At 38.4% G+C, this 19,060-nt stretch carries 15 protein-coding genes; 11 read left to right on the forward strand and 4 right to left on the reverse strand.

Annotated features, from left to right (window positions below):
* The first annotated feature begins 329 nt into the window (after window positions 1-329).
* Together GXK58_RS20640 and GXK58_RS20645 are read left to right on the forward strand one after the other, a co-directional pair.
* A complete protein-coding gene (locus GXK58_RS20640) occupies window positions 330-539 on the forward strand; it encodes a spore germination protein GerPB (protein ID WP_160725068.1) in 210 nt (69 codons plus the stop codon).
* 228 nt (window positions 540-767) lie between these two features.
* Window positions 768-2,381: a DUF1593 domain-containing protein gene (locus GXK58_RS20645; protein WP_160725069.1), complete on the forward strand. Its 1,614-nt coding sequence runs from the start codon at window positions 768-770 to the stop codon at window positions 2,379-2,381.
* 288 nt (window positions 2,382-2,669) lie between these two features.
* Here GXK58_RS20645 and GXK58_RS20650 read toward each other — a convergent pair whose 3' ends face one another.
* Window positions 2,670-3,653, reverse strand: coding sequence for a hypothetical protein (locus GXK58_RS20650; RefSeq protein ID WP_160725070.1), 984 nt, complete (start codon window positions 3,651-3,653; stop codon window positions 2,670-2,672).
* 312 nt (window positions 3,654-3,965) lie between these two features.
* Between GXK58_RS20650 and nagZ the strand changes: the two genes are divergently transcribed.
* Both nagZ and GXK58_RS20665 read left to right on the forward strand, forming a co-directional pair.
* Window positions 3,966-5,366 (forward strand): beta-N-acetylhexosaminidase, encoded by a 1,401-nt coding sequence (gene nagZ, locus GXK58_RS20655; protein ID WP_160725071.1) that lies wholly within the window; start codon window positions 3,966-3,968, stop codon window positions 5,364-5,366.
* Between the two features lie 904 nt (window positions 5,367-6,270).
* On the forward strand, window positions 6,271-6,459 hold the full coding sequence (locus GXK58_RS20665) for a hypothetical protein (protein ID WP_160725072.1): 189 nt from the start codon (window positions 6,271-6,273) through the stop codon (window positions 6,457-6,459).
* A 479-nt stretch (window positions 6,460-6,938) separates the two neighbouring features.
* On the opposite strand, the gene GXK58_RS20670 is transcribed toward GXK58_RS20665, so the two are convergent.
* Window positions 6,939-7,265, reverse strand: coding sequence for a winged helix-turn-helix transcriptional regulator (locus GXK58_RS20670; protein ID WP_160725073.1), 327 nt, complete (start codon window positions 7,263-7,265; stop codon window positions 6,939-6,941).
* Between the two features lie 163 nt (window positions 7,266-7,428).
* On the opposite strand from GXK58_RS20670, the gene GXK58_RS20675 reads away from it, so the two are divergent.
* The 3 genes from GXK58_RS20675 to GXK58_RS20685 all read left to right on the forward strand — a co-directional run bounded on the left by GXK58_RS20675 (window position 7,429) and on the right by GXK58_RS20685 (window position 10,089).
* The gene (locus GXK58_RS20675) at window positions 7,429-8,355 is read left to right on the forward strand and encodes an aldo/keto reductase (protein WP_160725074.1); all 927 of its coding nucleotides are present in this window, start codon (window positions 7,429-7,431) and stop codon (window positions 8,353-8,355) included.
* A 64-nt stretch (window positions 8,356-8,419) separates the two neighbouring features.
* Complete coding sequence (locus GXK58_RS20680) at window positions 8,420-9,259, forward strand: aldo/keto reductase (RefSeq protein ID WP_160725075.1); 840 nt, start codon at window positions 8,420-8,422, stop codon at window positions 9,257-9,259.
* A 17-nt stretch (window positions 9,260-9,276) separates the two neighbouring features.
* Complete coding sequence (locus GXK58_RS20685; protein ID WP_160725076.1) at window positions 9,277-10,089, forward strand: SDR family oxidoreductase; 813 nt, start codon at window positions 9,277-9,279, stop codon at window positions 10,087-10,089.
* A 125-nt stretch (window positions 10,090-10,214) separates the two neighbouring features.
* Here GXK58_RS20685 and GXK58_RS20690 read toward each other — a convergent pair whose 3' ends face one another.
* Window positions 10,215-11,297, reverse strand: a complete 1,083-nt coding sequence (locus GXK58_RS20690) for a GntR family transcriptional regulator (protein ID WP_160725077.1) — start codon at window positions 11,295-11,297, stop codon at window positions 10,215-10,217.
* A 662-nt stretch (window positions 11,298-11,959) separates the two neighbouring features.
* Between GXK58_RS20690 and GXK58_RS20695 the strand changes: the two genes are divergently transcribed.
* Window positions 11,960-12,952 (forward strand): glycoside hydrolase family 43 protein, encoded by a 993-nt coding sequence (locus GXK58_RS20695; RefSeq protein ID WP_160725078.1) that lies wholly within the window; start codon window positions 11,960-11,962, stop codon window positions 12,950-12,952.
* A 15-nt stretch (window positions 12,953-12,967) separates the two neighbouring features.
* Window positions 12,968-14,230: an oligosaccharide MFS transporter gene (locus GXK58_RS20700; protein ID WP_160725079.1), complete on the forward strand. Its 1,263-nt coding sequence runs from the start codon at window positions 12,968-12,970 to the stop codon at window positions 14,228-14,230.
* Window positions 14,231-14,457: 227 nt separating this feature from the next.
* Here the strand turns inward: GXK58_RS20700 and GXK58_RS20705 are convergent, their stop codons facing one another.
* Window positions 14,458-15,615, reverse strand: coding sequence for an N-acetylmuramoyl-L-alanine amidase (locus tag GXK58_RS20705; RefSeq protein ID WP_160725080.1), 1,158 nt, complete (start codon window positions 15,613-15,615; stop codon window positions 14,458-14,460).
* Between the two features lie 409 nt (window positions 15,616-16,024).
* Here GXK58_RS20705 and GXK58_RS20710 point away from each other — a divergent pair, with 409 nt between their 5' ends.
* Both GXK58_RS20710 and GXK58_RS20715 read left to right on the forward strand, forming a co-directional pair.
* A complete protein-coding gene (locus GXK58_RS20710; RefSeq protein WP_160725081.1) occupies window positions 16,025-16,690 on the forward strand; it encodes a DNA-binding response regulator in 666 nt (221 codons plus the stop codon).
* A gap of 342 nt (window positions 16,691-17,032) precedes the next feature.
* Entirely contained in the window at window positions 17,033-19,012 is a 1,980-nt protein-coding gene (locus GXK58_RS20715) for a sigma-54-dependent Fis family transcriptional regulator (RefSeq protein WP_160725082.1), read from the forward strand.
* Window positions 19,013-19,060: the final 48 nt, after the last annotated feature.

Raw genomic sequence — 19,060 nt, forward strand, 5'->3', positions numbered from 1 at the left:
GTGAATCCATTTTTAATCAAACATTTGTGTAATGTGGAAAATGGGGGAAGTGTGTAGATACGTGTAAGTTCAAGAGAAATCAGTCTAATATTGTGGAAGGAGAGGTTTTTAGGTAGGAAAAACCCTTTTGAGTTTCTACAATTTTTTTCATCCTTGGCAGGCTGATGATGAATAGGGCAGTGCTTACAGAGATTTCAATCAAACGATTGAATAGTATAGCACATAGGGAATCTAGTCGTAGGGGTGTCGTTTTTGTGGATATAGAGGTAAACATTCAATACCTGAATGGAACCTAACTCTTAAGCATATAGTTATAAGAGGTGATGGAAATGGATAAATATCTACAACAAACATTTGATATCCGTTTTTTAAAGATCGGTGCGATGGTCAATGCGGGAGTTTTGCAAATTGGTAGTGGAGCAGGGAAAGTGCCACGAAAAACTCCAATTGCTTATACTACAGTAGGATCTTCATTAGTGGGTATATCAGGTCCTTTACAATTTTCTGTCCCATTACAAGCAGCCATTCGGCAGAAATGAGGACCAAAGGGAAGGTTCTGGTGGTTTTTGGATAAACCTTGAGAACCGTCCTTTTGGCATTTCAAAAGTACTATTGCAAGCGTTTTTATATCATGGTAGGATTAATTAAATTTATGAAATAGGAATGTTACCTAACGGGCATAACCTAGACAAATGCATGTATTTGCATTTGTCTAGGTTATTTTTTTTCCTATTTTACATAATAAATAAAATAGAAGGATGGGAAGCATGAAAAAGAGGTCTTTGTTGTTTAGTATTTTGTTGTTATGTAGTGTGTTTTTTGCAACTGGTTTTTCGAATCAAAATCAAGGAGGGGCCAGTCAGGGAAAGAGTAACACCAACAGTACTGAAGCCAAACAAAAGAAGCAATCTTCTAAAGCGAGAACAGTCATTACAACTGACGGTGAAGTCGATGATATGAACTCGATGCTTCGGGCCCTTTTGTATTCCAATGAGATGGATATCAAGGGGATTGTCCTGACGAGCTCTGTGTATCATTATGCGGGTGATGAAGAAAGCGGTATTAAACCGTATAGATGGACAGGGACTGACTGGTTAACGAATATGTTGAATGCCTATGGTGAAGCTTATCCGAATTTAACCAAGCAGGCGAAAGGATTTCCAACACCTGATTATCTTAGCAGTGTGACGAAGGTCGGGAATATTTCTGCTGCTGGTGAGATGGAAAAAGTAACGGAAGGATCCGAATTTTTAAAGAACCTATTTTTAGATAATGATGATTCTGATTTATATGTCCAGACATGGGGCGGCACAAACACGACTGCCAGGGCATTAAAATCAATCCAAGAAGAATATGAAAATACCCCGCAATGGGCGGATATCAAGAAAAGAGTCAGCGATAAATTGGTTCTTTATATCATTCTAGATCAGGATGACAGCTACACCTCGTATATTGCGAAGAACTGGCCGGATATCCGAATTATCAATGACCAGTCAAATTTCTGGCATTTCGCCTATGCGTGGAAGTACCATACGGACGAAGTTAACAGTAAGTTGCAGGGTGCATGGAATTATGAAAATATCCAACATGGGCATGGTACTTTGATGGATTTATATGCTTTAATGGGCGACGGTAAGATGATTCCGGGTGAATTACCGGAGGAACAACGCGGTAGTGAAGAATATTTGAAGAACAATCCACAATACAAACGATATGACTTTATATCGGAAGGCGATTCGCCATCGTTCTTTTATCTAATCGACAATGGATTAAGAAGCTTGGAAGATCCATCTTATGGTGGATGGGGCGGCCGGTTTGGCGCGGTAAATAATAAATTGTACCAAAATACCGTCCTTGATTATGATGTGTATACAAACCGATATGAAGCAGAATATTCCTTACTGCGCTTTTTTGACGATATCCAAGATGATTTTGCCGCTCGGGCAGATTGGGTGACAGCAACCAAGTACAAAGATGCAAACCATAATCCTACCCTTACAGTTAAAGAGGGGTTAGATCTAAATGTTAAAAAGGGACAAACCATAACCCTTCATGCGAAAGGGAAAGATTCGGATGGAGATAAGTTGACTTATCGTTGGTGGAGATACTTTGAAGCCGATACTTACCAGGATTGGAAGGGATCACAGGAAGAGACAACGAAAGATATGGCCGGAACCTTGCAGCTTGGAATTCACCGCGATTTGGCAGAGGGGGAAATTACCGACAGCATCTCGTTGAAAGGTAGTAACACAGACACTGTGACATTTACCGTACCAAAAGATGCAAAATCAGGAGATACGATTCACATTGTTGCGGAAGTACAAGATGACGGAGCACACAATCTAAAACATTATCAACGGGTTATTTTAACTGTGAAATAATTGAGAGTCATGGGGGACGGTTCTTATGCTTCCTTTGGAAGCAGGAGAACCGTCACTGTAGTCATTCGAAGAAAACTTAATAAAAACTTACACAAGGAAGTGTCTAATCGATGCTTCTTTTTTTCTTTCGTCCTTGCCAAATGCTCTTTAATAAAGGAAAAGCGATCCCTCGGTAATGAAGAATCGCATGTGTCCGTAAGAAACTACAAATTAGATGAAGGATTAACTTTCTCATTTGTGGTTGTTCGTAATTTTCTCATCACTTATTTTATCTCATGATAATCCTATTTAATGTACCCCATTAAATTTAAAGCTATTTAATATTTTTGCAGCAGTGGTTTTCTTTGAATCAGGCAGCATGATTTCAACAAAAGCATAGCCTTTCAAACGCTTCATCCTAACAACCCCATTTCCTGTATAGGGCTTCCCGTTTACTTTATAGGAGTATCCAGCTGCCAGGCCATTATTAAAGACAAAAGAGTCAAGAGGTGTTTCAGGAATTAAACTAACTGGGTCTGGTTTTTGAGACGAATCCGCTTTAGGGTACCCACATCCAGCACAAGCCGAATAAACAACCAACATTTGCTGATTTTTATCTTTAGGATTCATAAACTGGAAACCTCCAAAGTCACCGCCTTCATGAGGACTTTTAATCCAGCCATCAGGGACTAATACCTGTATGGGTCCAATGGATTGAGAATGCAAGGTAATTTCGGTGTTAGGTTTTTTCTGCGGACTTTTCGTCGTTGTACTGTTCGGTTTAGATGAAGTCGGACGGGTGCTCACGCTTCTTTTAATATTAATGGTTCCTAATGGGTAGAATTGCTGAGGTTCGGAGGATCCTATAGCTTGAAATCCTAACTTAATCGGAACCGTCCCTTCCATATTTTTCACATCAAAAATTAATTTAAACTCAACTTCGGTCTGAGCCGGTATTTGTTTAGGTATATCAGATGTCTCTTTCGGGGAAAGGACAGTCGTGTTGCTAATCAGGGAAAATAATTCAGGCTTAAGAACCTGGGCAGATTCGTTTTTATTTTTGATTTTGAGATCTATTGAGATCATCTGCTCCTCTTGGGTAGCAGTGGCAGTTTCAATTATTAAACTAGATTCTTTTATCTCAGGATTTGTAGATGTGGTTTTCTTTTCAATAGAGGCATTCACTGTTTTCGAAGATTGATCTTCAAACATTTTTGAATACGCAAATATAGTAATAGATAAAACTACAATAAGAAACAGAGAAAACTCAAAATACTTTCTATGTATTTTCATAACAAACCCCCCTTTTCTATATCTAACTTACTGTGATTTATTTTACCACAATTTTTAATATTAAATATATTATTAGTAAAGCATACAAGGTATAACGTGACGTTTGCTGCTTTTGGCTTATTGTCAACTGTCGGAAGGAGCAAATATAATTTTACTAACTGGGAAAGTGGTTTGAAAGCCAATTACCGAAGTGATGTTGAGATCTCAGATATTCAAAAAATAAATGCCACCAGTGCTGTATTTTTCATTTTAACGAACCTGTTATGACGAAAAGGAAAATCGAGAAACATTGGTACAGGTGTAGGAAGGAAAATGAATCTAATTTTTGAAGGCAGACATAAAAAATTAGATTCATATACTAAAATGATGACTAGAATGAATAGAAGAAAGAAAAACAAAAGATATGTTTTTTGGCTGATTGTTGTATTGCTTTTTTTGGCTGGTTTCGGTACGGCGCAGTTTTTAAAAAGGGGCCAAGAGACAAAGGTAGTAGTGCCTAATGATATAAGGGAAGTCTCTAGTCAGGATTCTGGGAAGAAAGATTCTAATTCATCCAAAGGGAACGGTACGGTATCTAACACGAAACCGACTGAGAGGAAAGATCAGCAAACTACAGAGGATAAAGTGAATGCGTTGATTGAAAAGATGACTCTATCTGAAAAAGTCGGGCAGATGTTGATGGTCGGTTTTTATGGAAAACAAGAGGATGATCATATTATCAATCTAATACGTGAGCAAAAGGTTGGCGGCGTGATTCTGTTTGACCGAAATATGCAATCGCCAAGACAAGTGGCCGAGCTAACGAATAAGCTGAAGCAGGATGCAGAGAGTAATGAAAATTCGATTCCGATGATGATAGGGCTTGACCAGGAAGGTGGACCCGTTCTCAGAATGAGAGATCAAGTTTCACCCATCCCGTCCGAGCAAAAGCTGGGTCAAAATGCGTCGCTTGAAGATGTGTATGATATTGCCAAGCTCAACGGTGAGGAACTGGCTGCTATGGGAATTCAAGTTGACTTTGCTCCGGTTCTTGATTTATCCGACCAGGATGAACGGTCATTCGGCAGCAGCCCTGATAAAGCCGCGCGTTATGGATTAGAGGAAGTTAAAGGATTGAATGATTCTCAGGTAACGGCAACAGTTAAGCACTTTCCTGGAAACGGCCGGGTGGTTGTTGATCCACATCTGGACGAATCTATCGTAAAGGTGGATAAAAGCACGCTCGAAAACGTGGATATGGTTCCGTTCAAGCAATTGATTGCCCAGCAAAAGGAAAATCAGTTTTTTGTCATGGTGACTCATGTAAAGTATCCAGCTTTTGATACGGAATATCCGGCGAGCATATCAAAGATAATTATTGAAGATTTGCTGCGGAAAAGTCTAGGATTTCAAGGGATCGTGGTTACTGATGATTTGGATATGGGGGCTGTCAGCAAGTATTATTCCTATGAGCAATTAGGATATATGGCAGTCAATGCAGGAGCAGATCTTCTGTTAGTCTGCCATGAATATGACCATCAGGTGGAATTATATAACGGCATTATCAAAGCGGTCCAAACGGGGAAACTTAGTGAAGAACGAATCAATCAATCGGTTAAGCGAATTCTCACATATAAATTGGAGCATCTAACAAACAAGCCTGTCTCCATCACAAAGGCAGACCAGGTAGTTAGGAGTCCCGAACATTTGGAGAAAATTGAAAAGCTAAAATAATACAAGGGGTAGATTCCCCCAACGGGTTTACTTGTGAGGTGCAAAGGGGTTAAGCACGCAACCTAATCTAAAGCATAAATTTTCTCAACACAATTCACAGTATAATGCACATTAAAAAAGGCGTAGAGATGAAATATCCCACGCCTTTTTAAAATTTTCTTTTTTTCACAAAACAACACGTAAGTTGTACAAGTTCATTAGAAGCTAAAGCAGAATTTTATAAATAAGGGGAGAAATTCCTCTTATTTATAAGATAGGACTGAAATAGCTTAAATAGACGGAAGAATTCCGACTATTGACTCGAAAAACGTGAAAATGGTTAATTTTGCTTTGCTTAATCGGAAAACTTCCGCTTATATACCTCCAATCGAGCTCAATTCTGTAGACTAACCGAATTATCTCCGCTTATTTTTTACAATGTTTGCACCTTTAAGTAAACCCATTAAGATTTCCCGAGCTTTGTTTGGTTTTATAGAAGACCGGCTATTTCCTAAGAACAATTGATAACTATGAGGACTCTATTAGATAAAAAAATCAGGATGAATGTCACCATGCTGCTTCCTTTGCTTGGAAAAAATCAATTAGTCCTAGATAGATTCCTTGAGCAACGCTATTACGGTAATTAGAGCTTTCAACTGTCGAATCATCATGTTGATTCGAGAGGAAGCCGAGCTCATGGAACTTTGCTAAATATTGGTTTGCGCTTTTGTTAGTCTAGCCATATGTGAGAGAATTATGATGATCATGGCTAATTCCAACACCAGTATTAAAGCAGATTGCCGCTGCAGCAAAAAATCAACAAATATATATATGTTCTAACCGTCTACCTAAAGGGGATTTAACTGTTAATTTCACTTTACTTTTTGCAATATTTTGATAAGATAGCAAAAAGGCGGTGATATGTATGTCTAATAATGTAATTGAACTCCTTGGGGCACCATATGAAAGCTTGGTAGATGCACAGGTTGATAAGAGCCCTAGTGAAGTGGTGGTAACCGAAAACGGTGAGACGTTCTATATCGTGGAACGTGAGGTTTATGATGCCCAGTTAGTGTCACACAGATATAAAATCGTAGTAGAAGAAGGAGAGTAAACCTCTCCTTTTTGTATGCGTGCCCAGCATGCCGTTAATGAAAGCTTTGAAGATGATAGAAGTTATGTGGTCTTTTTCATTCCCTTAAAGGAATACATATATTTTATTCTGCCTAAAGGGGACTTTTTTAGAAACATTGCGATTGAAAAAATGGCCAGGAAAAGCTTGACCTTTAGAGGTCAGTTTTAATTGTAGAAATTATTTATCTCTTTTATATATACTTCTAAAGTTCAAGTTTACCAGAATGTAAAAAGTTTATGCTATTTTCGTAATCACTTTAACGTTTCAAAAATTCTATTTGCTAAAAGTTCATATCCTTTAGGACTCAGGTGAAAATCTTCTGGATTTGGCAGACAATCATCGTCCTTAAGCAATTTAAAAATGAGAATTTGAAGAAAAAGGCTGCCTAGGCAGCCTTAAAAAAATTATTCTCTTTCCTGTTCACTCCCTGCCACTCACCGAGAAATGAAGCTTTTATACTATGCCCAGTATGAACCCCAGTATTTCATTTCTTTTATGATGGTATGTAAGGATTGTCCCTTTTCAGTAAGTGTATATTCGACTGTGACTGGTACTGTCGCGTGAACAGTGCGAATTAAAACACCGTTGGATTCTAGATGTCTTAGCGTATCAGTTAAGGCCTTTGGACTGATCTTTGAAATAGCTTTTTGTAATTCCCCGAACCGTTTTTTTCCTTCGAATAACTCTTTTAATACGAGAAAGGACCACTTTCCGCCAATGACACTAAGTGCTTTTTCAATGGAACATTCAATCTCTAAGGATGCCGTTTCTTTTACTTCACTCATAGACTACCTCTTTCTCATTTATAGTAACTATAAATTTAATAGTAATTAACATTAAGGATAGTATATCAAAAATATTTCAGTGGTTGTTGTTCAAAAAAAGAAAACGTATACTTTTTTTGTAAACGTTTTTTTATACATATGGAAAGAGAGGGAGATGAACCAAATGAAATACCGTAAGCTTGGGAAAACAGATTTAAACGTTTCTGTTGTAGGAATCGGTACTTGGCAATATGGCGGCGAATGGGGAAAAGATTTCACACAAAAAGAAGTAGATGAAATCTTAGACAAGGCCAAGGAAATGGGAATTAATTTGATTGATACAGCCGAATGTTACGGTGATCACCTTTCTGAAAAATTTATCGGCAGTTACTTAAAAAATCAAAAAAGGGAGGATTGGATCGTCGCAACAAAATTCGGCCACCATTTCCATGAATCCTTTACCCGTACCAATCATTGGTCTGCTAGTGAAGTAGTGAAGCAGTTAGATGATTCGTTAAAAGCTCTTCAAACAGACTATGTAGACATCTATCAATTTCATTCCGGCAGTGATGACGTCTTTCAAAATGAAGAATTATGGACTATTTTGGACAAGCAGATGAAGGCAGGAAAAATCCGTCATCTAGGAATTTCCATCGGTTCGAACGAAAATATCTATCAAACGGACTTGGCAACGGAAGTCAATGCCAGTGTGATTCAGGTTGTATATAACCGGTTAGACCGTAAACCAGAGGAACAAGTTTTTCCTTCCTGTGAACGGCAAAATCTTGGGGTCCTGGCACGGGTTCCATTAGCAAGCGGTTATTTAAGCAGAAAGTATAAGCCGGGTGCAGTGTTTGATCAAAAAGATGTTCGGAATAACCATGAACAAAGTGAAGTGTTCAAACAGCTTAAACTAGTTGAAGAAATTGGGCGGAATGAAGTCCCAGAAGGAGTCAATATGGCTCAATGGGCACTTGCCTGGTGCCTACAGCATTCAGCTGTTACTAGTGTAATCCCAGGCTGTAAAAATGTAGAACAAGTTGAATTAAATGCACTGGCTGCAGACTTGGAATTGGTATCCGATCAGCATCCACAAGCGGTGGAAGTTTAAATAGAGTAATAGAATTTAGGTGCAGAAAATAATCATTTTTTATAAATGTGAGGAGAATGGAATTATGACAAACAATTTACTAAGTACTACTACGTTAAATAATGGTGTAAAAATGCCTTGGCTGGGGTTTGGTGTTTTCAAAGTACAAGAAGGAGAGGAAGTCGTTAATTCCGTCAAGACTGCCCTTGAGGTCGGGTATAGAAGCATTGATACTGCAGCAATTTATCGAAATGAAGAGGGAGTAGGTAAAGCTATAGCTGAATCGAACGTACCTCGTGAAGAGTTATTTGTGACAACGAAGGTCTGGAACGGCGATCAAGGCTATGAATCTTCCTTGGCAGCTTTTGAAACTAGCTTGAACAAATTAGGTTTAGACTATTTAGACCTTTATTTAATTCACTGGCCAGTACCTTCTAAAGGATTATATCTTGAAACATGGAAGGCACTTGAGAAACTTTATAAAGATGGGCGCGTCCGTGCCATTGGAGTAAGTAATTTTAATGTTAACCATCTCGAAGACCTTCTTGCAAACTGTGAAATTAAACCGATGGTCAACCAAGTGGAGTACCATCCAGTCTTTAATCAACAGGAATTACATGATTTTTGTAAAAAGAATGAAATCCAGCTTGAAGCATGGTCCCCTCTTATGCAAGGCGGTCTTCTTAACGACCCAGTCTTAGTTGAGATTGCAAACAAGTACAATAAGTCTACTGCCCAAGTGATCCTGCGCTGGGATATCCAAACAGGTGTCGTGACGATTCCAAAATCAATCAAACCGCATCGTATTACTGAAAATGCGGATATCTTTGATTTTGAACTTACTCAAGAAGATTTAGAGCAAATCAGCACGCTTAACCAGAATAAGCGTCAGTTCGGTGACCCTGAAGTGGTTGGCAGAGATTAATAGGAGGGAAACTCAAAGTGGAAAAGAAAGTAGTCGTTATAACAGGTGCAACAAGAGGAATCGGTCGTAATACCGCTTTATTTTTTGCAGAAAAAGGATTTTTCGTGGTTGGAATGGGCAGAGATTCCGAAAAATTAAAAGAAGTTCAAACAGAGCTCGAGAAATTTTCTTCCGATCATTCGATGTTCTCTATGGATGTCACAAAGCCTGCGGAGATCCAACAAGTAGTTGAAAATGTTATCGATAAATATGGTCGAATTGATGTTTGGATTAATAATGCCGGTGCTTTCATGGCCATTGGTCCTACTTGGGAAGTGAAACAAGAAGATTGGATTAATGATGTCTCTACGAATCTATTTGGAACGTTTCACTGTGTCCAAGCGGTGGTTCCTGTTTTGTTAAATCAAGGATTTGGAAGGATGATTAATCTAGTTGGCGGCGGAACGATTGGTGCATTTAAATATGGTAATGGCTATGGAACCTCCAAAACAGCAATTGCCAGATTAACTGAAAACCTAGTGGAAGAATTAGCAGAAACTCCGGTCAAAGTATTTGCATTAGATCCAGGTTTAAACGATACAGACATGACACGTTACCAGCGATATACAGGAGTAGGACAAACGTATTTAACTGGAATCGAGTCATTATTCGAGCAAAACATAGATGTACCGCCGCATCAAGCACCCCAGTTTGCTTATTATATGGCGGCAGGGGAACTAGATGAGTATGTCGGTCGCGTCGTGTCTGTTTATGATGATTTAGAGCAATTAAAAACAGTTGCTGCTAACGCAAGTGATTCCGACTTCTATAAACTGCGGTTAAAGAAATAAGTTCAAGTAATAAAAAAACATATTAGCTATTAGGTCGATAGAGTGGGGAGAGAGATTAATTAAAGAAGGCAGTGATAAAAAAAATAAATGCATCCGCTCTTTGTAAGCGGATGCATTTATTTTGATTATTCTACCTTTTTTGTTGAACTTCTTACGATAAGTTTAGGTTCAAATATAATGGGCTCCATACACTTTTTTCTTTTTTCTATTAAATCAATTAAGTTTTGAGCTGCCACACTCCCCATTTCTTCTTTTGGGTGATCGATGGAGGTTAATTTTACTTCAGAAAGCAGAGCTAAGTCTGAGTTATCAAAACTAACTAGAGAAATATCGACAGGAACTTTTAGCCCGAGTTCTCTCATCACGTTTAATACAAAAAGGGCGATTTCATCATTATAGCAAACAATTCCTGATGGACGTCCTAATTTATTTTCTAACAGACTTTTTATTTTTTCTCCTAGTAAATCCCTGCTGTTCTCGGAAGTATAGGTGACTAACATACTTGGCTCAGGAAAAAGTCCTTTTTCACGATGGGCATGTATAAAACCATTCAGCCTGCTGACTCCCTGATTATCATCTGTTTTAAAAACCCCTAAAATTCTTTTATGTTCTAATTCAATCAAATGGTTTGCCGCCAAACATCCCCCTTTGAAATCATCCAGTTTCATTGTAGGTGCATGAATGCCTTCATAGGAAGCATTAATCATAATAAAGGGGATTTTATTTTTTTCTAAATTTAAGTAATACCCAATATTGGGGTTATGGAAGGCACTTTTAGTAGGCTCAATAATTAAGCCATCAATGTGATTGGATAGGAAGTTTTCAAGTCCGATCCGTTCCTTTTGTACGTCATTATTGGTACTTGTTAACAATAATGAATAACCTGCATTAGAGAGTGTGTTTTCAATGCCTGAAATAATGGCCGGGAATATATAACTTGAAATATAGGTAGTCATGACTGCAATGGTTTTAAGTGGTCTCCTATTTGGCCGCTCGGTGGGCTCAGCTACAAAGGTACCTCCGCCTTGTCTACTATAAAGTAATCCTTCTGAAACCAGTTCTCCAATGGCTTTTCTTACTGTATGGCGGCTTACTTCGAATTCCTTCATGAGTTCTGATTCTGTGGGTAATTTTTCGTTTGATTTTACCCGTCCCTCCAGAATCCAAGAATGGATTCCTTTTTTAATTTGTATATATTTAGGTATCAACCGTTTTCATCTGCCTTTTATAAACATAGATTTGTTAAAATTATATCCTTAAATAAATCAATAGGTTCGTACCAAATTAGTCATTTAGAAATAAAGCCTTTTCATATTATTCTGCCTCAAAGTTAATTATAAATCAATATCTATCATAGTGTGGTATGTACAAGTTGTTTTGAAAAATGGATTTTCTAATAAGTTGTACGTATAAATTAATAAGATTACCTATCCTTTCGATTAATATTCTAGTAAAAAATATATTTGCAAACTTTATCAGCTGTTAATTAATAATAAGATGATGCCATGGAAGCAAAGACAGGGCTAATCAGATAAAAAATAGGCAGTAGTCCCTTTAAAATGACGGGTTATTCGTTCATTAAAATGTATGAATTTTATGGGAGAAATAGTAACGTGCTATAATCTTTTAATCCTTATACGTACAAATTATGTTTATTGACTATTTTGTTGACACTTGTACGTTCAACTGATACTATCTATCTGTAAGGAAACGTTTCCCATTATCTAAATATTAAAAAATAAACCAGGCGCCATATTTCTTTGAAAAGGGTTAATTTTCAATAATCTTAATGAGAGAAGACTTTGGAAGTCTATCAGTCTAGTAAATGAAAATATGCAAACGCCTTCCTTGAAAATAATTGAAGGGATGTATGAAAATGACACGAGAAATCATGAATCCAATTGTTTTACAACGGGCAGATCCTTTTGTTTATAAACATTCAGATGGGTACTACTATTTTACAGGTTCCTATCCGCTATACGATCGCATTGTGTTAAGAAGAGCAAAACATCTAAATGATCTGCAGGAAGCGGAAGAATTTGTTGTTTGGCGAAAACACGATAGCGGGGCACTGAGCCAATTAATCTGGGCACCAGAAATTCATCGCGCAAATGGAAAGTGGTATATCTATTTTGCGGCTGCTCCTGACACCAATATTGATGATGATACCTTTAACCACAGAATGTACGTTCTTGAAAACGCATCCGATAACCCATTGGAAGGAACTTGGGAAGAAAAGGGTGAAGTGAAGACTGGAATGTCAACGTTCTCACTAGACGCCACAACTTTTTTCCATAAAGGAGAACAGTACTACGTTTGGGCACAGCAGGATGTGGAGATTATGGGTCACTCCAATCTCTATATCGCAAAGATGGAAAACCCATGGACACTGGCTACTGAGCCAGTTATGCTCACTAAACCTGAACTGGATTGGGAAATTCAAGGGTTTTGGGTAAATGAAGGTCCGGCAGTTTTAATTAAAAATGGAAAAGTATTTATTACCTATTCGGGCAGTGCCACTGGTGTAGATTACTGCATGGGAATATTAACTGCCAATGAAGAGGATGATCTATTAAACCCGGCAGCCTGGACAAAATGTCAGGAACCAGTCTTCCAAAGCTGTCCGCAAAATGGCCAATACGGGCCAGGGCATAATAGCTTTACTGAATCAGAGGATGGGAAAGAGACTATTTTGGTCTATCATGCGCGCAATTACACGGAGCTTGTCGGAGATCCGCTTTATGAACCAAATCGTCATGCCAGAGCTCAAAAAATTGATTGGGATGAAGAGGGAAATCCTGTTTTCGGCGTTCCGGTTTCAGATACTAGGTGGACACCAAAAACAACAGAAGTCTTAAAATAAAAGGGAGTGAAAGAAATGAACAACTTAAAACAGTTAAAGTTTTGGAACTTTGGAGGAATGTACTTCTTCTACTTTATGATATGGGCATTAATTTTCGGCTTCTTGCCCTTTTGGCTGCATAAAACAGCCCATTTGGATACCAGTATTTCCGGGCTTGTATTCTCAGCTATGGCGGTAACCGCTTTAGTTCTGGAGCCAATCTATGGTGTGGTTCAAGATAAACTGGGATTGAAAAAGTACTTATTTGGTTTTGTTGTATTATGTCTATTGTTTGTAGGACCATTTGTCCAATTTGCCTTTATTCCACTTCTTCAGATGAATGCTATATTTGGTGCCATTGTTGGCGGTGCTTACTTAAGCCTGTGTCTAAATGGAGGCGTAGGGGTGGTTGAGGCCTATATTGAGCGTTCCACTCGTGTGAACAACTATGAATATGGACATGTTCGCTTATTCGGATCCATTGCAGGCGGTACAGCGGCATTTATCGGCGGAATCATGTTTGTTCAAAACCCATTCAGTATTTTCTGGGCTTCTACGTGCTCCGCGATTTTACTTGGTGTATTATTATGGGCGCTTCGCGTGAACAAAGAGGATGATGGCGGAGTAAAATCAGCTGCTGCAAAAGTAGAAGAACCCCCTGTAACTAAGAAAAGTATGATGAATGTCTTTAAAAATAAAAGTTTCTGGGGACTTTGTTTAATTATCATCGGTTCTGCAACGATGTTTGATGTATTCGATCAGCAATTCCCGAACTATTTTGCAAGCTTTTTCGGTGATCAATCAGAAGGAGAACTTGTCTTCAGCCGGATTACCTCTGTTCAGATTTTTATGGAAGCAGGCTTTATGGTTATCACACCATGGTTCATCAATAAAATTGGTGCAAAAAATGGGTTAATCATCGCAGGTATCATTTTATTTGTCCGTGTACTAGGCTCTGCCTTCCTTACTGAGGTTTGGATGCTCTCATTCTGGAGATTATTAGCAGCGATTGAAATGCCATTAATGCTCATCTCTATTATGAAATATATTACAAGCGTCTTTGATGTTCGTTTGTCAGCAACCGTATATATGCTTGCTTTTAACTTTGCAAAACAGATTGGTATTACGATTTTCTCCTCTTTAATGGGAGTCTTATATGGTGCCATCGGATTCCAAAGTTCCTATGTGGTGATGTCCATCATCATTCTAGCATTTGTCATCGCAGGCGGATTGATTATGGCAAGTGAAAAAACTCACAGCCAAAAAGCGAAACAACTAGGACAGGAATTAGCAAGTTAAGCAATGATCATATGCTGTCTCATCGGGTGCCTGTCACCTTAAATGAGACAGCCTTATTTATAAAATTTTTTAACTTGGTAATCTATTTTTTCTTAAGAAAAGGGAAGTGTCTAATGGATGCTTCTTTTTTTCTGTTGTCCTTGCCGAATAATCTTTAATCAGGAAATAGCGATCCTTCGTTAATGAAGAATCGCAAACTTTAGTTATAGATATTTAGTTTATGCTTCTTAGTTTGATTGGAAAAAATTAATTAGTCCTAGATAGATTCCTTGAGCAACGCTATTACGGTAATTAGAGCTCTCAACGGTCGAATCATCTTGTTGATTGGAGAGGAAGCCGAGTTCAATTAAAGTAGCTGGTTGTTTATTGTTACGCAGAACATCTAAGTTGTTGAATCTTGTTCCAAGGTTCGTTAATTTTGTTTCTTTGGCAACTTGGTTCAAAATAGCTGTGGCTAATGGGTTACTAGATTTTTGATAGTAAAAATTAGTTATGCCGCTTACCGATGGGTTATTGGACCAATTGTAATGAAAACTGATAAAAGCATCCGCGTGGTTTTGATTGGACACATTGGCACGCTGCTCTAGGGAAATAAAGGTATCGTTGGTTCGTGTCAATATCACTTGGGCCCCTGCATTTTCAAGCTTTTGTTTCACCGCTTCAACTGTTGGTAAATTTAATGATTTTTCAGGTGTCCCAGTGATACTGGTTGTGCCTCTATCCTTCCCGCCATGTCCCGGGTCAAGTACAATGGTTTTTCCCTTCAACGGTTTTTGGCTATTTGGCGTAAGCGCGGTGGGGACATCTGAAGCCTTAGCTGTTTTCAATTCTGTTGTAGTACCAGACTTCTTCTTTGCTGTGGGTGCAGGTTGTGTGAGCTGACTGCTAGATGTATCTTTAGAGATATATTTTTCGTTCACCCACCCGCTCACACCGGATGAGGAAACAATGTTGGCCCATCCAGCTTGTTCCGCATGGATGGTTATTTTTGATCCCAATTTCAAATAACCCACGACTTTACTAGATACACTTGGATGTTCCCGGACGTTTAAAGAATAGGTGTCTATGGTTCCAACGGTCGTTTTAGCCGGCGTTATGTAAGCATCGTATACCCAGCCAGTTTGATTGTTTGCTAGTTTAATTTGATCCCAATCATTCCGCTTCTGTATGATTTCCAACGTATCTCCTTGATGAACACGGCTAATGACCTTACTTGACATATCAGCAGATTCCCTGACATTTAGCGTAGGTACAGTAACGGTAACCTCAGAAGAAGCTTTATCCGCATTAGCCGGCTCCTGATTATTCAAAAAAGGGACTGTAATAGCACTAAGGATTGTCAGAATTTTAATTAGTCCGTTGTTCCGAATTTTAGGTGTTAGCATGTTAGCAACCTCCCTGTTTTTAAGACTCTAAAACTAGCATGGACAGATTTTTGTTAAATAATAATCAAATCTTTAAAAGTTTTCTTAACGAAAATAGAAATGGTAAGTAAGTAGTATGGTATTGACAGAAATATCAAGATAATAGATTGACAAATGTAGGAATTCTATTAAACTGAAAATAGCTCTAGCCTCAAATTCTTCTCTAGATATTCAATTTATATTAGCTGCCCCGCAAGTCCTTATTTGCCTTTTACTTTCTCTAAAAACTGAAACCACTACACTAACCTCTTTTTTTCATGCGCATTGAAAATCAGTGATTTTAAAAATCTATCCGAATTTCAAATAAATAAATAATTGAATAATAAGTACTGTAATAGATATGAACATTAGATAACAGGAGAGGGATTCTATGGGATTTGAAGAAGAATATCAGGCCTTTTTGAATGCTCACTTACAGGCAAGAACCGGTGAACGGTTGCGACGCTTACAAGAGGGTCACACCCAGGCTGAAAGGTTGTTTTTGGAGAAAGTGTGGTGGCCTTTATTTTACCATTTCCGATATCTTCATCCAGAATATGAAGTCAATGATTTCAAGGATGGCAAAAGGTATTTGGATTTTGCTTATATTCGTCCCGGCATCCGGATTTGCCTTGAGGTCGACGGGTATGGCCCTCACCTAAAGAACATAAGCAGATGGCAATTTTCCGACAACCTTGAACGTCAAAACCAGCTGGTGATTGACGGATGGACCGTAATCCGCTTTTGTTATGACCAAGTTAAAGAAAAGCCTCGTCGATGTCAACAGATTGTTCAGCAAGTGATTGGCCAATGGCTGGGAGATGAATTGGACCAGACATCTCTGTCCTTTGTCGAAAAGGAAGTGGTTCGGCTGGCGATTCGAAAAGGAGAAGCCATATCCCCTAAAGAAGTCGAGGAATATTTGAAGCTAAGTGACAAGACGGTAAAAAAAGTACTTTCTCAACTAGTCGACAAAAAGATGTTGATTACCGCATCTGGGATCAAGCGGATTCGCTCTTACCGGGTGGGGGATCATGTTAAGCACCCGATCAGATAAATAAACGTAAGAATTCCGCTTATTAAGTAATTATCATTAAAAATAGCTGAAATAGACGGAGAGATTCCGCCTATTGACTCGAAAAACGCGAAAATGTCGGATTTTTCTTTGCATAGTCGGAAAACCTCCCCTTATTTACCCCGAAATGGGCTCCATTCTCCATATAACGGAAAAATCTACGCTTATTTTACTTCCGCTGGCTGCTTAAAAGGAAGTGAGATGAAAAAGCAGCGCTAACCAGTGTATCCCTCTAAAAATCTCCTAAACCAACGAACGCCTCCTAATTATTACTAGTTTGTGTTATAATATTCTTAATATTTTAGATATTTCGGGAGGCATTTTATGATACCGACACTTACAAATGATAAAGTTGGATCCATGGAATTTAACCTTTCTATTAATAAAATTTGGAAGCAATATCTAGAAATGGGACAATATACGGGCGAAGAGATTCGTATGGACATCATCAATTCATGGGAAAATTCAAAGAAGCTTGGTATTAGTCCTTTTCAAAAAAAAATTAATGAAATTATTACTCAAACTGATTTAGAGAACCGGCTGGAGAAAAATAAGGAATTGATTACGGTTGCTACTCCGCAGATTAAAAATTTATCTGGTATATTAGATGAATCTAGAACGATGTTTTCCATTGCAGATAATCATGGTACAGTCTTGTATTCTGAGGGTGAAAAGAATATCTTGAAGAAAGCGGAGAAAATTAATATACTCACTGGGGGAACTTGGACTGAGAAATCAGCAGGAACAAACGCAGTGGGGCTTGCTCTGAAAACCAAACAGTCCTCGCAAGTTTTGTTTTCGGAACATTATTGCGAAAAGAACCATGAATGGTTTTGTGCAGCTTTCCCTATTTTGTATCCGTTTACAAATGACCTGCTAGGCGTGATTAATATTGCAGGATGCAATAAACAGTTGAATCAGCAAAACATTAAGTTTATCTTTTCGGAAGCTAATCAGATCTCCAAGTCTATCAATCAATATTTTTTCAAATATGCTTTACGTAATCATTTATTTTTAAATACGGCATTGGAAGGTGTGGAAGATGCTGTTTTTATAGTGGATGGTGGAAAGAGTATTGTCGAAAAAAATGCTGCTGCCAAATCACACTCCCTTCTAAATGAAGTAAAAACGTTAAATAGCATACCTAAGTTAAATAGTTTCGTAGAGTTTGTTTTACATAATGGACAACAGATTTTAAGAGAAGAGGTAAGTGTTAATCATAAAAACAAGCAAAAATTTATATGCTCCATCTATCCTGTCACTTTCCAAGACGAGATTTTCGGAGCCGTTATCTTTTTTAGGAAAAACACAGAAAATCCTATCTCAAAACCGCAAAAACCTAACTTAATCCCTTCTAGAATTTCTCGATCAACACGATATAGCTTTGATGACATGATCGGTTCTTCAAAGGAGTTTACAGATATCGTAAAAAAGGCGCGGAAAGCGACGATGATTGATTCCACTGTCTTTCTGTCAGGTGAGACGGGGACAGGAAAAGAGCTTTTTGCCCAATCCATCCATCAGGCCAGTAAGCGGACTGATAAACCCTTTGTAGCCATTAACTGTGGGGCTGTTCCACATGGATTGTTAGAAAGTGAATTATTTGGTTATGAATCAGGTGCCTTTACGGGAGCGAAATCGAAAGGAAGTCCTGGAAAGTTTGAATTGGCTCAGGGAGGTACGATCTTCCTTGATGAAATTGGAGATATGCCGTTAGATTTACAAGTCCACCTGCTTCGGTTATTGGAAGAAAGGGTGGTCACTAGACTGGGCGGGGACAAACCGATTCCGCTGGATGTACGTGTCATTGCGGCTACTCATAAAAATTTAAAGGAAGCTGTCCAAAAAGGTGAATTTCGAGAGGATCTATTGTATCGTCTTAACGTGATAAGCTTGAGAATTCCTGCTTTACGTGAAAGAAGCGGAGATATCCCTGCATTGGTCCATCACTTCCTAAAAAAAATGAGTGGGGAATTTGGGAAACGTGATATTGTCGTACAAGCAGATACCATGCATTACCTGACACACTATCATTGGCCAGGGAATATCAGGGAATTAAAAAATGTGATTCAACAATCTCTTTTTAATATGGAAGGAAATAGTCTCTTGCCATTCTACCTTCCTCCGGAATTGCTTGAAGGCCCGGTAAAACTAGACGAAAAGGAAAGACTTATTGAAGCGATGATTAAGGAGGATGGAAATGTTACGAGCGCTGCAAAAGTCCTTGATATCTCTCGCGCCACCATGTACCGAAAAATCAAACAGTATCAGCTGACCGCGGAAGATTGGAAAGCGAAAATATAAAATAAAAAACCTCCATTTATACCTCTCTCAGATGGGAAGGATCAAATG

The organism is Bacillus sp. USDA818B3_A (assembly GCF_009928415.1).
GTDB lineage: Bacteria > Bacillota > Bacilli > Bacillales > Cytobacillaceae > Neobacillus.